The sequence below is a fragment of the Cypionkella sp. PAMC25878 genome (assembly GCF_058135695.1).
The window spans coordinates 302,738-316,061 of sequence record NZ_CM176871.1; the positions used below are offsets into that span (position 1 = coordinate 302,738).

The following is a 13,324-nucleotide window of genomic DNA, read 5'->3' on the forward strand; positions in this document are numbered from 1 at the left end:
CAATCCCTCAGGCAAAGAAACAGCCGACCGTGCCCAAGGGGCCAAAGTCCGCCAGAATGGTGTCACCGTGCCGCGCCTCAATCGGGCGGATGAACGACCCCGAAAGCACGATCTGCCCCGCCTCGATGCGTTGACCATACTGCGACAGACGATTGGCCAGCCACGCAATGCCGCGCGCCGGTTGGTTCAACACCCCCGCGCCAAGCCCCGTTTCCTCAACCTCGGCATTGCGCATCACAATCGCCCCGGCCCAGCGCGGATCAAAACTATCCGGCCGCATCGCCCGCCCGCCCGTGACGATGCCCGCATTGGCGGCATTGTCGGAAATCGTATCAACGATGGTGCGAGGTTTGCCGGATGCAGGGTCCACGCGCAGAATGCGGGTGTCCAAAATCTCCAACGCGGGCAGGATGTAGTCGGTGGCGTTCAGCACATCGGTCACTGAAACGCCCGGGCCATGCAGCGGCGTCTTCAAGACAAAGGCCAATTCAGCCTCGATCCTTGGCTGGATAAACCGATCCGCCGCAATCGTCGCACCATCCTCAAACACCATATCATCCAGCAGCACGCCGGAATCCGGGGTGATGATGTTCAACGCATATTGCATCGCCTTCGAGGTCAGTCCGATCTTCCAACCAATCGTGCGACGCCCCTCGGCATGACGCTGCGCCACATAGGCGGCTTGCACCGCATAGGCATCATCCATCGTCATCGCCGGATGTAACAGCGACAGCAGCCCGGTCTGCACTCGGGTTTTCTCTGCCGCAACAAGCCGTGTGGCGGCGGCGTCAATCTCAGGTTTCGACAGCATCAGAGAACCTCGTCGGCGATGGTGTTGCGTAGAATACCAATGCCATCGGCCTCAACCTCCACCACATCGCCGGGCTTCAGCCAGATCGGCGGATCAAACCGCGCCCCCGCCCCGGTGGGGGTGCCGCAGACAATCACATCTCCCGGCACCAAAGTGGTGAAGGTTGAGATATAGGCGATGATCTGACGGAAGCCGAACATCATCCGGCTGGTGCGATCCGATTGCCGCACCTCGCCATTCACCCGGGTTTGCAAGCCAATGTCGGCCAGTTGCAACTCGTCCACATAAGGCACAATCCACGGCCCGAGCGCACCCGAGCGGTCCCAGTTCTTGCCCTGCGTGACGTTGAATTTGGCGTGACGCACCCAGTCCCGGATAGTGCCTTCGTTGCAGAGGGTCAGCGCGGCGATGTGACTTAACGCGTCGGCCTCGGCAATCCGGCGACCGCCTTTGCCGATAACAATCGTCACCTCGCCCTCATAATCCAGCTGCGGGCTTTCCGGCGGGCGGATCAGCGGTTGACCATGCCCGGTGAACGAGCGCGCAAAGCGCGGGAACAGCGACATATACGGCGGATTTTCCTGGCCATCCTTATATTCTGCATTGCGGTCCGGAAAGTTGACCCCGACGCAAAGGATTTTTTCCGGCTTCGGGATCGGGATTTGAAAGGTGATGTCCGCCAAGGCGATTTCGGGGCTCAGCGCGGCAGCCATATCCGTCAAGCGCGGCAACGCGCCGTGTTCGATCACTTCGCGCAAGCTCGGCATGTCAGGATGGCGTGCGGATAGCGGGATGACACCCGCATCGGTGATCGCCCCCCATGCTGCGAGGCCTTGATGTGTGTAACTGGCAAATCTCATGGTGCGATGATCGGTTGGGCGGCCAGCACAGCCTCTGTCGTCGCTATACCAGAAAATAGCGAGCCATGCTCGAACCAGCTTCTTGGCGCAGGCGCGCCCCAAAGAGTCTGGCGTTGCGGGTCTTTCAGATCCCATTTAATCGGTTCCAGATCAGGATCAACCGTCTGATAATCCGAGCAATAAATCTCGGTGCGGTGGCCATCTGGATCAAGGATATACAGGAAAAACGCGTTGGAAATGCCATGCCGTCCCGGCCCACGCTCGATATTGGCAACATAGCCCGTCGTCGCCATCAGATCGAGCAGGTCGATGATGTTCATCGGTGTCGGCACCCAGAATGCAAGATGGTGCAGGCGCGGGCCACGGCCATTGGTGAAGGCCATATCATGCACCCCGCCCTTGCGGTGCATCCATGCCGCCCACAGCTTTTTGCTTGCGGCGTCCTCGGTATATTCCGTCACCCGGAAGCCAAAGGAATTGTAGAACGCAACCGAGGCATCGACATCAGGGCTAAAGCAGTTGAAATGATCAATGCGCAGTGGTTTGACGCCATGGTAAAGCGCATATTTCTGATGGATCGGGGCCAAACGGTCCATCTTCGCGTAGAATTCCAACGGAATCCCATGCGGATCTGCCGTGCGTAAAGTGCGACCCATGAACGGGCGCTCCACCCATGCCACCGGCAAACCCTGTTCCGCGAAGAACGTATAAGCGGCGTCGAGATCGGCCTCGGCATAGACCTTGAAGCCTAGCATATTAACCGCTGCCGCATCCGACTTTCGCAGGATCACGCAATGATGGCCGCGCTCCTCCATCGCGCGCAGATAGATCGCATCGGCATCCTCATGGGTGATTTGCAGGCCAAGCAGATCGGCGTAGAATGCCCGGCTGGCGGCCAGATTTTTGACGGCAAGCTCAACGTGGCTCAGACGAATGACGTTGAACGCCGGATACAGCACGGGGCTGGGAACGGGCATTTTCTTCCTCCCTGGAAGCAATTATTGTGGTGTCAGCCGCCAAGTTTCGGAATGGCGTGGGCTTGGGTAGCAAAGGCTATATTCTTGGTTTCCATGTAGAAATCGAACGACCACTCCGCACCGTCGCGGCCGATCCCGGAGTTCTTCACCCCACCAAACGGCGCCGGCAAATGGCGGATGTTTTCCGAGTTCACCCAGATCATCCCTGCCTCCAACGCATCAGTGAAGCGGAAGGCGCGGGTGACATCCGATGTCCACAGATAGCCGGTCAGCCCGTATTGTACATCATTGGCAATCGCCAAGGCCCCGGCCTCATCCGTGAACGGAATGGCAGTCAGCACCGGGCCGAAGATTTCTTCCTGCGCGATACGCATCTGGTTATGCGCGCCGGTAAACAGCGTCGGGCTGACATAGCAGCCGCCCCCCGGCCCGGCAAATTTGCCACCGCCTGCGGCCACAACCGCCCCTTCGGCGCGGCCAATCTCGATATACTCCAGCACCTTGGCCTCATGCACGGGATGGATTAGCGGCCCGACCACGGTTTTCGGGTCCAGCGGATGCCCCACCACGATCCGCTTCGCCTTCTCAGCCACCATCGCGGTGAACTGATCATAAATCGAAGCCTCCACCAGCAGGCGCGAAGACGACGTACAACGCTCGCCGTTCAGCGAGTAGATCATGAACACCGCAGCATCTGCCGCTCGCTCCAGATCAGCATCGGCGAACACGATCACCGGGTTTTTGCCGCCCAGTTCAAAATGCACCCGCTTCAGGGTATCGGCGCCCTGCTTCATGATCATCGACCCGGTGCGGGACTCTCCGACAAAGCCAATCGCCTTGATATCGGGATGTTCCGTCAGCGCTCGCCCCGCATCTTCGCCAAACCCGTTCACCAGATTCCACACCCCGGCAGGCAGGCCCGCACTTTGCGCAATCTCCACCAGCAACCGCGCCGACAAAGGCGAGAATTCGGCGGGCTTATGTACTACCGTGCAACCTGCAGCCAGTGCCGGAGCGATCTTCCACGTCGAGAGCATGAACGGCGTGTTCCACGGCGTGATGATGCCTACCGGACCGATCGGCGTGCGGGTGGTCATGTTGACCTGCCCCTTGGCGCGCAGGGTCTGACCATCGCGGGCCTTGGGGGCAAGATCGGCGAAATAACGGAAATTCTCGGCCCCGCGGAGCGCCGCCTTCGACATGAAGCGAATGGATTGCCCGGTGTCCATCGCCTCGACAAAAGCGATCTCCTCGGCGCGCGCCTCAATCGCATCGGCGATCTTGTGCAACAGCGCCTTGCGGGCTTCGCCATCCATCGCCCGCCACGCCGGAAACGCGGCCTTCGCCGCCGCGGCCGCCTGTGCCACATCCGCCGCCTTGCCCTGCGCAACCCGCGCCAGAGGCTTCAGATCGACAGGGGAAATGATTTCAAACGTCTCGCCGTCCAACGCGGGCACAGCCTTGCCATTGATGTGGTTCAGCACGCCTTCGCTTCGGAACCGCGCCAGATAGTCGTCAGCGCGGGCAATATTGGTATTTAGATCAGACATGTCGGTGCCCTATTTTGCGCGCAGGCGCGGATGGATGGCGTTTTTCTTCCAGCTGAGCACTGGGTCGAGCTCGGAAATATCCAGCGTCAACGCGAAATGGGGTATCCCAAACAGTGGCGCAAAATGCGCGGCTGCCGCGGTAAAGATCATCTCGCCCACCCGCGCCTTGTCCGCCGCGCTGCGCCCTGCCCCAATCCGCATTCGCAGATCGGCGAAGGCGTTTTCCGGCAACAAATCCGCCACTGCAAACTCCGGACACCGTACGGCGCGCACCCGGATCGCGCCCAACTCGAACAAACCTGTCGCCAAAATCGCCGCATGAAGCGCCCGGCAAAGCCCCGCCATATCGGTGTTGCTGTCAAGATTAGCGGAATACTCGATGGTCAGATGCGGCACATCATTCCCTCCTCATTATCATTAACACGTTAAATAGTAACCCTGCAACTGTCAAGCCCACGCGGCGGCTTGACCGCGCGGTTTTTCCACTGTCGGTGACTCTCTCCCAAAGCCACGTCAGGCCTAACCGTTACAAAAGCTTCACTTGGCACTTCTCATATTTCTAATATTCTCGAATTATGGAATCCAACTTGGTCACTCAGGCTTTTGCCACCCTCGGCCACCCCTGCCGCCTCGCCGTGTTTCGTCTTCTGATGCGCTTTGCGCCGCAGGGCGTGCGGCCAACCGAAATTGCCGAAGCCTTGCAGATGAAGCCAAACACCCTGTCTCACCATCTGTCAGAGTTGGAGCAAGCCCGCCTGATCAGCGCGCAGCGCCAAGGCCGATCATTGTTCTACAGCATCCGGCTCGATCAAGTGTCGGCACTGGTTGGCTATCTGGTCATCGACGCAGGCCGAAACCGCCCTGAGATCACTGACGCCCTTTTCAACCCCATGGAGACGGACATGGCCAATCGCCCTTGGAACGTTCTGTTCATCTGTTCAGGTAATTCTGCCCGCTCGATCTTTGCCGAGGCTCTGTTGAATGATATTGGCCAAGGCCGCTTCCGGGCCTATTCTGCTGGCGCGAAGCCAGGCACGCAGTTGAACCCCTTCGCCATCGAGGTTCTGGCGCGGGCTGGTTTGGATGTCTCAACCCTGCGCTCCAAACATGTCTCCGAGTTTGAGACGGCAGAGGCGCCCAAAATGGATTTCGTGTTCACCGTTTGCGATCAGGCCGCGGCAGAGGAATGTGCGCCTTGGCCGGGTCAGCCGATGACCGCGCATTGGGGTCTGCCCGATCCGGTCAAAGCCACGGGGACAGATGCCGAAAGGGCTTTGGCCTTCGCCGATGTTTTCGCAAGCCTGCGCCGCCGGATTCTGGCTTTCACCGCCCTGCCTTTTGCGGAACTTGAGAAAATCGCGCTGCAACAGCAGCTTGACACCATCGGAAGGCAATAACCCATGCCCCGCATTGCCCTCAATGGCCTTGGCCGAATTGGCAAACTTGCCCTGCGCGATTTGATTGACACCGGCGCGGGCGGCGAGATCGTCTTGATCAACGACCCTGTCGGTGAACCAGAACAACATGCGCTGCTGATGGAATTTGATTCGGTGCATGGCCGCTGGCCGCGCGCGATTTCCTATGATGCCGACAGCCTGACTTTGGCCGGGCACCAGATCCGCCTCACCCAAGCCAGACACATCGAGGATTTGCCGCTGGCCGAGATGGCGATTGATCTGGTGATCGACTGCACTGGCGTGTTCAAGACGGCGGCAAAGATGGCCCCCTATTATGCCGCTGGCTTCAAAAAGGTGGTGGTTTCGGCCCCGGTCAAAGATGGCGGAGCATTGAACTTGGTCTATGGTGTGAATCATCACCTGTATGACCCAGTCCAGCACAATCTGATCACGGCGGCCAGTTGCACCACCAACTGCCTCGCGCCCGTGGTCAAGGTGATCCACGAAGCCATTGGTATCCGGCATGGCTCGATCACCACGATCCATGATGTGACCAACACCCAAACCATCGTCGATCGCCCGGCCAAGGATATGCGCCGCGCCCGGTCCGCCCTGATGAACCTGATCCCCACCAGCACCGGTTCAGCCACCGCAATCACGCTGATTTACCCCGAGTTGAAAGGCCGCCTGAACGGCCATGCCGTGCGGGTGCCGCTGCTGAACGCCTCACTCACCGATTGCGTGTTTGAAGTGGCGCGCGAGACGACAGTGGAAGAGGTGAACGCGCTGTTCAAAACCGCCTCCGAAGGTGCCTTGCACGGCATCTTGGACTACGAGCCCCGTCCCCTCGTCTCAACCGACTATGTCAACGATCCGCGCTCGGCGATCATTGATGCAGCCTCGACCATGGTGATCAACGGCACGCAGGTGAAGATCTACGCATGGTATGACAACGAATGGGGCTATTCCTGCCGTCTGGCCGATGTCGTCCGAATGGTGGCGGCCTCGCTATGACTGACCAAGCCAACGGCCTGCGCGCCTATGCGGCAGTGACGGCGGCCTATTGGGCCTTCATGCTGTCGGATGGCGCGCTGCGCTTGCTGGTGTTGTTGCATTTCAACGGCTTGGGCTTTTCCCCGATCCAACTGGCGTGGCTGTTCCTGCTTTATGAACTCGCCGGGGTGATCACCAATCTGTCGGCAGGCTGGCTGGCGGCGCGGTTTGGTCTTGCCACCACGCTGTACCTTGGACTTGGCCTGCAAATCGCCGCCCTCGCGGTCCTCGCCCAGCTTGACCCCGCATGGAGCGTTGCGGCCTCGGTCACTTTCGTAATGGCGGTTCAGGGTGCCTCTGGCGTTGCCAAAGATCTGGCCAAGATGTCGTCGAAATCAGCGGTCAAGGTGCTGGCCCCTAAGGGCGAGGGCGTGCTGTTTCGCTGGGTGGCCATTCTGACCGGATCAAAGAACGCCGTGAAGGGCCTTGGCTTTTTCATCGGCGCGGCCTTGCTGGGCCTCATTGGCTTCAAAGCGGCAATCTGGGCGATGGCCGCCGTTCTCGCGGTGATCTTGCTGGCCATCATCGCCTTTCTGCCGAAAGGACTGCCGGCCGGCCAGAAAGACGCCAAATTCTCGCAGGTCTGGTCCAAGGATGCGCGGATCAATCGCCTCTCACTGGCCCGGATATTCTTGTTTGGCGCAAGAGATGTTTAGGGTCAGGACCTATTGATTTTGCAACGCAGCCGTGATTCAGGCTCCGCAAGGAGACTGAGCAATGAGCAACCTTTACTGGCTGACGGACGAGCAGATGGCTCGACTTAAACCCTTCTTTCCCAAGAGCCACGGGGTGCCGCGTGTCGATGATCGTCGGGTCTTGAGCGGCATTATCTTCATCAATCGCAATGGCTTGCGTTGGTCTGACGCGCCGAAGGAATACGGCCCGGCGAAGACGCTTTACAACCGTTGGAAGCGATGGGGCGACATGGGCGTCTTTGCCCGGATGATGGAAGGGTTGGCCTCCGAGGCGGCGGTCCCGAAGACGGTGATGATCGACGCGACCTATCTCAAGGCGCACCGCACGGCTTCAAGCCTTGGGGTGAAAAAGGGGGGCGCGGTCGTCTGATTGGCCGGACCAAAGGTGGCATGAATACCAAACTGCATGCCGTCACTGACGAAAACGGCCGACCGATCCGCTTCTTCATGACCGCAGGTCAGGTCAGCGATTACACCGGCGCTGCGGCCTTACTGGGCAGCTTACCCAAAGCGACGTGGCTGCTGGCTGACCGGGGTTATGACGCCGACTGGTTCCGAGACGCCCTGAAAAACAAGGGGATCACGCCTTGCATCCCCGGCCGGAAGTCACGCGCGAAGCCTGTCAAATACGATAAACGCCGATACAAACGCCGCAATCGGATTGAGATCATGTTTGGCCGTCTCAAAGACTGGCGGCGGGTGGCAACACGTTACGACAGATGCCCAAAAGTCTTCCTCTCCGCCGTCGCTCTCGCCGCAACCGTCTTGTTCTGGCTTTGACGATCAATGAGTCTGGACCCTAGTTCGTGGTCGGCGTTCCGGTCTATTTCCACGCGGTGCTGTCGGATGGCTCAGCCGATAACAGCCGATCCGCGTTCTTTCTGATCGGCGGGTTCATGGCGCTCTGGACCATCGCCTATGGCGCGGTTCAGGCTTTCTCCCCGCAGATATTACGCGTCAAAGACGAGTCAGAATCGGCCATCACCGCCAAAGCGATACGCTGGGCCGCAGTGCTAACACCCATTCCCTTTACGCTCGCTACACTCGCCCTGACGGCCCCCACGCCCGCGCTCTGGTTCACGCTGACGCTCGCGTCGGGGTTGTTGCTGTTCGGCTTCGTGTTTGCGGTGAACTCCTCCGTGCATTCCTACCTGATCCTCGCCTTCGCTTCATCCGACCGCGTGTCGATGGATGTTGGTTTCTACTACATGGCCAACGCGGCGGGTCGGCTTTTGGGAACCGCATTGTCGGGAATCAGCTATAAAATCGGGGGTTTGCCATTGTGCCTTGCCACAGCAGGCGTCATGGCCGCGGCCAGTTGGGTCGCTGTACGCAAACTGCGGGCCAGCCTGCGGGCCAGCGCCTAAACACGACGACGATTGCATGGCCCAGCCCTTCGCTTCCGCAAGCTTGCGCGTCACCCATCTGCCCATCTCGCACGATGGACAACACAACCAAATGGCGATATTATTTTGCGACAAAACCAATACCGTTAACGATTTGCCCGACATTTGACAAAATTTGAACTTAGCTTTTTCAATAAGGTTTAGAAAAGTGCCGCGCAGTACTATGCAACCAGAAGGCGCATAAGGCGAAAGGGATGACAATGAAGATCCTTGCGGTAGACGATGATCCGGTTTTTCTGGGGGTCTTGCTTCCGATGCTCGGCGCACTTGGCAAAGCCAATGTGACCATCGCGCGCTCGGGCGATGAAGCCTTGCTCAAACTGGCGGACGCGGCTGAGGCATTTGACTGTCTGCTGTTTGACCTCCAGATGCCGGGCATGAGTGGCATACAACTGTGCAATCATGTGCGCAACTTGCCCGTCTATCGGCGCACACCCATCGTTATGATCACGGCAATGACCGGAAAACGCTTCATAGATGACGCGTTTGCTGCTGGGGCGACCGACTATATCACCAAGCCGCTTGACCCGATCGACCTGAAAGCCCGCATCGGCATGGCAGAGCGTTTGCTGAAAGAACGCAGCATCACAGCTTCCCTCGAAAAGAAGTTTGACCAGCGCAACGACATCATCGCCATCGACGTGGATTTTGATACCCCGTTCCCGATCCCCGGATTTGAGCGCGGCGTCGAATATCTTGCGCTTGAAAACTACCTGCTGATGCTGGGAAACAAGCGGATGTACTCCACCGCAGCCTTTGGCATTTCGGTGAAAAATGCGCACTTGTTCTTCAAAAAGTCCTCGCCCTTGGGTTTTGTGAACATGCTGGGCGATGTCGCTTCGGCCATCAGTGATGCGGTAAAGTCCGAACAGATGATGATGGCCTACGCAGGGGCCGGCAATTTCGTCGCTGTCGTGTCGAACAATCTCTCAACCGAGCGGGTTGAACTGGAGGCGATGATACAGTCGGGCATCGAAGATTTCGCCAGCTTTTATGCGGCAGATCGCCTACCCTTGCCGCAGATCAAAGTCGGGGATCTGGCGCGCACCTCTTTCTTTGGCCTGTTCAATCCCACAAGCATCCTTGATCACGCGGTGAACCTTGCCCAATCACGCCAAGACGGAAAACCCAAACCGTGGTGGAGCGCCGCATGACCGGATTGCAATACTTTGGCGGATCAGCAGGCGGCGGGGCCAATGACATGACGGCGGTGCTAGAACCCGCGCGCGCGATGTTTCGTGGCTTGATTGTTGAACGCATCATGGCCTTTGAAGCCTATCGCAAGCTTGTCCAGCATGGCGAAAACCCACAGGATGAGATGGCGAAGATTGCCGATATCGCCCATAAAATTTCCGGCGTGGGCGCGACGCTTGGCTTTTTCAGAACCGGACAACTCGCAGGTGTCTTGGATCGTGCCATCACGGAAAACCTGGCGAAATGTGCCGATCCTGAATATTTCCGGCTCATCGTCGACCCCATACTAGAGGCACTTCTGATCGAAATGGAATCCCTGCTCGACGACTAAAGCGCAGTGTAAGCTTGCCTTATGGCTTGGGTTTTGCTGCCGATCCAACCAAAGCACTGACAGCCAGCGACAGATCAATCGAGCTGATCGGCTTGCCGATACAGCTGTCAAACCCCCAAGCGATATAACCCGCGATCTGATGCGCCATCACATTGGCGGTCACGGCAATGATCGGGATCGGCGGGACGCCGTGCAGCGCTTCAAGCTCGCGGATTTTCCGCAAAGCCGTCGGTCCGTCCATCACGGGCATCGCAATATCCAACAAGATGGCGTCAAAGCGCCCGGCTTCCCAAGCCTGCACAGCTTGTTCGCCATCGTTGACGATGACCACCTCGGCACCAAGCCTGGCCAGCATCATTTCCAGCACGGCGCAATTCGTTTGGTTATCGTCAGCCGCCAGCAAGCGCAGCCCCGCAAGGCCAATAGATTCCATCGGTGCTTTTGCAACCCGGTCGACCGCAACAGTGCTCAGCGGCAGTGGCAACGAAACGCTGATCGTCGTACCGCGCCCGCGCGCGGAATCGACCGTGATCGTGCCGCCCATCCGATCAACCAAAGACTGCGTGATCGCCATGCCCAAACCTGTGCCGCCGTAACGCCGGGTGACCGAACTGTCGGCTTGGCTGAACTCGTCATGCAGACGCGACACTTGTTCCGGTGTCATGCCGATCCCGCTATCGCGCACCTCGATCACCAGCGGCATCGTCGCACGTCCGCTGATCTTGACCGTCACCTCACCGCGATCGGTGAATTTGATCGCATTGCTGACCAGATTGTGCAGCACCTGCTGCACCCGATGCGGATCACCCACCCGTAACAATTCCGCGCCGGACCCGATCAGAACCTCGAAATCCAAACCCTTTTCGTCGGCGCGCAATTCGTACTGATCTTCAATCCGTTTGGCCAGATCAAGCGGGCTGAACGGCAGCGCCTCGAACTCGATCTTGCCAGCTTCAATCTTCGACATGTCCAAAATGTCATTGAGAATGTTCAGCAAGGCCTCTCCCGAACGCCGGATGGTGCCGATCATGCGCTTTTGGTCTGGCTGTTCCAGAGAAGTCTCCAGAAGTTCGGCCATGCCCAGAACCCCGTTCAACGGGGTGCGGATTTCGTGGCTCATATTGGCCAAGAATTTTGATTTGGTCCGGCTGGCTTCCTCAGCATGGTCTTTGGCTAAATAAAGCTGCGTGACGTCCGAACCGACACCGCGAAAGCCGGCGAAGGTGCCATCTTCGTCAAAAACCGGCGCGCCACTCATTCGGCGCCAGCGCACAATACCATCGGTCGATTTTGGCGCACGATAGACAAAATCTTGAAACGGCTGATTCGAGTTCAGCGCCGCCAGCATGATACTCCAGTCGATACCCGGCAACATATCGGGGTTGGTTTGCAACCACTCCTCCTGCGTTTTGCCCAGCAGACCCTCCTTCGGCACGCCGCCATCATCGAAATACGCGCCATCCAACACGAAGACGAAGCGCCGGTCGCTGTCCATCTCCCACAGCCAACCATCTGAGACCGCCGAAATGTCGATCAAACGCTGTTCGACCTTGGCGCGTTCGGAAATGGATCGCTCCAGCTCTGCTTTCACCTCCGTCAGCGCGGTTTCCCGCGCCCGTTGCGCACTGATATCGACATGCGCGCCGATAATCAGCGCCGGAGAGCCGTTTGCAGCACGATGAAGCGTACGGCCCGTATCGAGCACCCAGATCCAGTGACCCGCCTTGTGGCGCAGCCGATACTCGGCCTTGTAGAGATAATTCGGGTCGAGGAATAGATTGTTGAACAGCGCTTCAGCGCCCTCCAAATCATCAGGATGCACCCTTTCCCGCCAGGTCTCAAACGTCACCGGGCGTAGTTCTTCCAGCTGATACCCCAGCACCGCCGCCCAATATTCGTTGACGTGGTGTTCGCTGGTGATGACATTCCATTCCCACGAACAAATCTCGGCGCCGTTGATCAGATTGCTGTACTTTTGTTCTGCCATGAATTGCTTGCTGATGTCGGTATGAACCTCCATCAGTGCGCCATTTGGCAAAGGATGCTCGACAATACGCAAAACACGCCCATCCAGCAGGGTTCGCTCTGAGGTTCGCCCGGCGGTGCGACGATTGGCAATCCGCTCAGCAATCCATGCATCTTCCCGGCCCTCGGCTTCAACAATCTGGCCGTGCGCAATAGAATAGCGCAGAATATCCTGAAATGGACGTCCCGGCAGAAATGCAGGCGCGCTCAACGGATAGAAGTCGCGGAAAGTTTGGTTGCAATAGACATGTCTGTCTTCAGCGTCGTAGATCACCACGCCCTGCTCAAGGATACGAAGCGCCTCAATTTGAAGCAGTTGGCTTGCCGCATTTTCGTTGGCAGCGGTGTCACCAAAACCCGCGCCTGAAGTGCCCGTTGCTGCGTTATCTGCTGTGCTCACATTCAGCCTTTTCATTCACTCTTTCAAAACAGGTCCTCACGATGGCCTGTCACTGTCAAGCAAATGTTGGCTTAAACGCTTGCCTGAGGCACCACGCCACCCAACAACGCGCCCACCGTAGAAAGCAGGTCCTGTCTGCTCAGTGGTTTTGGCAACGTCACCTCAAGCAAGGAGGCAACGGTGCTCAGATCGAACGGCTGAAAATCTGCGGCGGCGGTAAACCGGATCACTGGCGTTGTGGCATTCATCGTCCGTCCTGCCCGCAAATGACGGATCACTCGATCACCGGTAATGAAGGGCATGTTCTGATCGACGATCATCAGATCGAAGCGATGCGTCAACGCCGCTTCCAAAGCTTCCCGCCCATCCGAGGCAATCGTCAACTCGACGTTCACCCCAAACAGGAACGCCTGAACGATGCTTTGATTGACCACATCATCCTCGGCCAACAGGACTTGGAATTTGGTCTGCGGAGCAGCTTCTGTCATTTGGATCAACCCGTCACATGGAGCAAACAAAACATTGTTCCCCTATAAACTGAATTGCATAAATTTTTGCCAGAAAAATGGCCAGATTCCGCGGAATTGGCCTATTTGCTAGGGCTTACAGCTGCTTAACAACTACA

Annotated in this window: 13 protein-coding genes and 1 pseudogene; 7 read left to right on the top strand and 7 right to left on the bottom strand. The window is 58.1% G+C overall.

The features are described from left to right. Positions 1 to 7: 7 nt before the first annotated feature. From hpaH to ACS5RD_RS01415, 5 genes are read right to left on the bottom strand one after another with little or no spacing between them, the layout of a single operon-like run. Positions 8 to 811, bottom strand: coding sequence for a 2-oxo-hept-4-ene-1,7-dioate hydratase (hpaH, locus tag ACS5RD_RS01395; protein WP_489929675.1), 804 nt, complete (start codon positions 809 to 811; stop codon positions 8 to 10). Further along, positions 811 to 1,671: a fumarylacetoacetate hydrolase family protein gene (locus ACS5RD_RS01400; protein WP_489929676.1), complete on the bottom strand. Its 861-nt coding sequence runs from the start codon at positions 1,669 to 1,671 to the stop codon at positions 811 to 813. Before ACS5RD_RS01400 ends, hpaH begins: the two co-directional genes overlap by 1 nt. Continuing rightward, positions 1,668 to 2,648, bottom strand: coding sequence for a 3,4-dihydroxyphenylacetate 2,3-dioxygenase (hpaD, locus tag ACS5RD_RS01405; RefSeq protein ID WP_489929677.1), 981 nt, complete (start codon positions 2,646 to 2,648; stop codon positions 1,668 to 1,670). Before hpaD ends, ACS5RD_RS01400 begins: the two co-directional genes overlap by 4 nt. Positions 2,649 to 2,680: 32 nt before the next feature. After that, the gene (gene hpaE, locus ACS5RD_RS01410) at positions 2,681 to 4,198 is read right to left on the bottom strand and encodes a 5-carboxymethyl-2-hydroxymuconate semialdehyde dehydrogenase (protein ID WP_489929678.1); all 1,518 of its coding nucleotides are present in this window, start codon (positions 4,196 to 4,198) and stop codon (positions 2,681 to 2,683) included. Between the two features lie 9 nt (positions 4,199 to 4,207). Continuing rightward, on the bottom strand, positions 4,208 to 4,594 hold the full coding sequence (locus ACS5RD_RS01415; RefSeq protein WP_489929679.1) for a 5-carboxymethyl-2-hydroxymuconate Delta-isomerase: 387 nt from the start codon (positions 4,592 to 4,594) through the stop codon (positions 4,208 to 4,210). Positions 4,595 to 4,773: 179 nt separating this feature from the next. On the opposite strand from ACS5RD_RS01415, the gene ACS5RD_RS01420 reads away from it, so the two are divergent. From ACS5RD_RS01420 to ACS5RD_RS01450, 7 genes and pseudogenes are all read left to right on the top strand, one after another. Next, positions 4,774 to 5,595: a metalloregulator ArsR/SmtB family transcription factor gene (locus ACS5RD_RS01420; protein WP_489929680.1), complete on the top strand. Its 822-nt coding sequence runs from the start codon at positions 4,774 to 4,776 to the stop codon at positions 5,593 to 5,595. Between the two features lie 3 nt (positions 5,596 to 5,598). Beyond that, the gene (locus ACS5RD_RS01425) at positions 5,599 to 6,609 is read left to right on the top strand and encodes an ArsJ-associated glyceraldehyde-3-phosphate dehydrogenase (protein WP_489929681.1); all 1,011 of its coding nucleotides are present in this window, start codon (positions 5,599 to 5,601) and stop codon (positions 6,607 to 6,609) included. Beyond that, a pseudogene (locus ACS5RD_RS01430) lies at positions 6,606 to 7,301 on the top strand (MFS transporter); the annotation flags it as partial. The gene ACS5RD_RS01425 and the pseudogene ACS5RD_RS01430, both read left to right, overlap by 4 nt. 64 nt (positions 7,302 to 7,365) lie before the next feature. Then, positions 7,366 to 8,123 (top strand): IS5 family transposase gene (locus tag ACS5RD_RS01435; RefSeq protein WP_489927796.1). Its coding sequence is split into 2 segments (ribosomal slippage): positions 7,366 to 7,684 and positions 7,684 to 8,123, totalling 759 coding nucleotides; the frame shifts between segments, so codons are not numbered across the junction. A 26-nt stretch (positions 8,124 to 8,149) separates the two neighbouring features. Further along, complete coding sequence (locus ACS5RD_RS01440) at positions 8,150 to 8,710, top strand: MFS transporter (RefSeq protein ID WP_489929682.1); 561 nt, start codon at positions 8,150 to 8,152, stop codon at positions 8,708 to 8,710. A 233-nt stretch (positions 8,711 to 8,943) separates the two neighbouring features. Beyond that, entirely contained in the window at positions 8,944 to 9,903 is a 960-nt protein-coding gene (locus ACS5RD_RS01445; RefSeq protein ID WP_489929683.1) for a response regulator, read from the top strand. Further along, positions 9,900 to 10,274 (top strand): hypothetical protein, encoded by a 375-nt coding sequence (locus ACS5RD_RS01450; RefSeq protein ID WP_489929684.1) that lies wholly within the window; start codon positions 9,900 to 9,902, stop codon positions 10,272 to 10,274. Before ACS5RD_RS01445 ends, ACS5RD_RS01450 begins: the two co-directional genes overlap by 4 nt. Positions 10,275 to 10,293: 19 nt before the next feature. Here ACS5RD_RS01450 and ACS5RD_RS01455 read toward each other — a convergent pair whose 3' ends face one another. Together ACS5RD_RS01455 and ACS5RD_RS01460 are read right to left on the bottom strand one after the other, a co-directional pair. Then, positions 10,294 to 12,699, bottom strand: a complete 2,406-nt coding sequence (locus ACS5RD_RS01455; RefSeq protein WP_489929685.1) for an ATP-binding protein — start codon at positions 12,697 to 12,699, stop codon at positions 10,294 to 10,296. A gap of 71 nt (positions 12,700 to 12,770) precedes the next feature. Then, entirely contained in the window at positions 12,771 to 13,187 is a 417-nt protein-coding gene (locus ACS5RD_RS01460; protein WP_489929686.1) for a response regulator, read from the bottom strand. Positions 13,188 to 13,324: the final 137 nt, after the last annotated feature.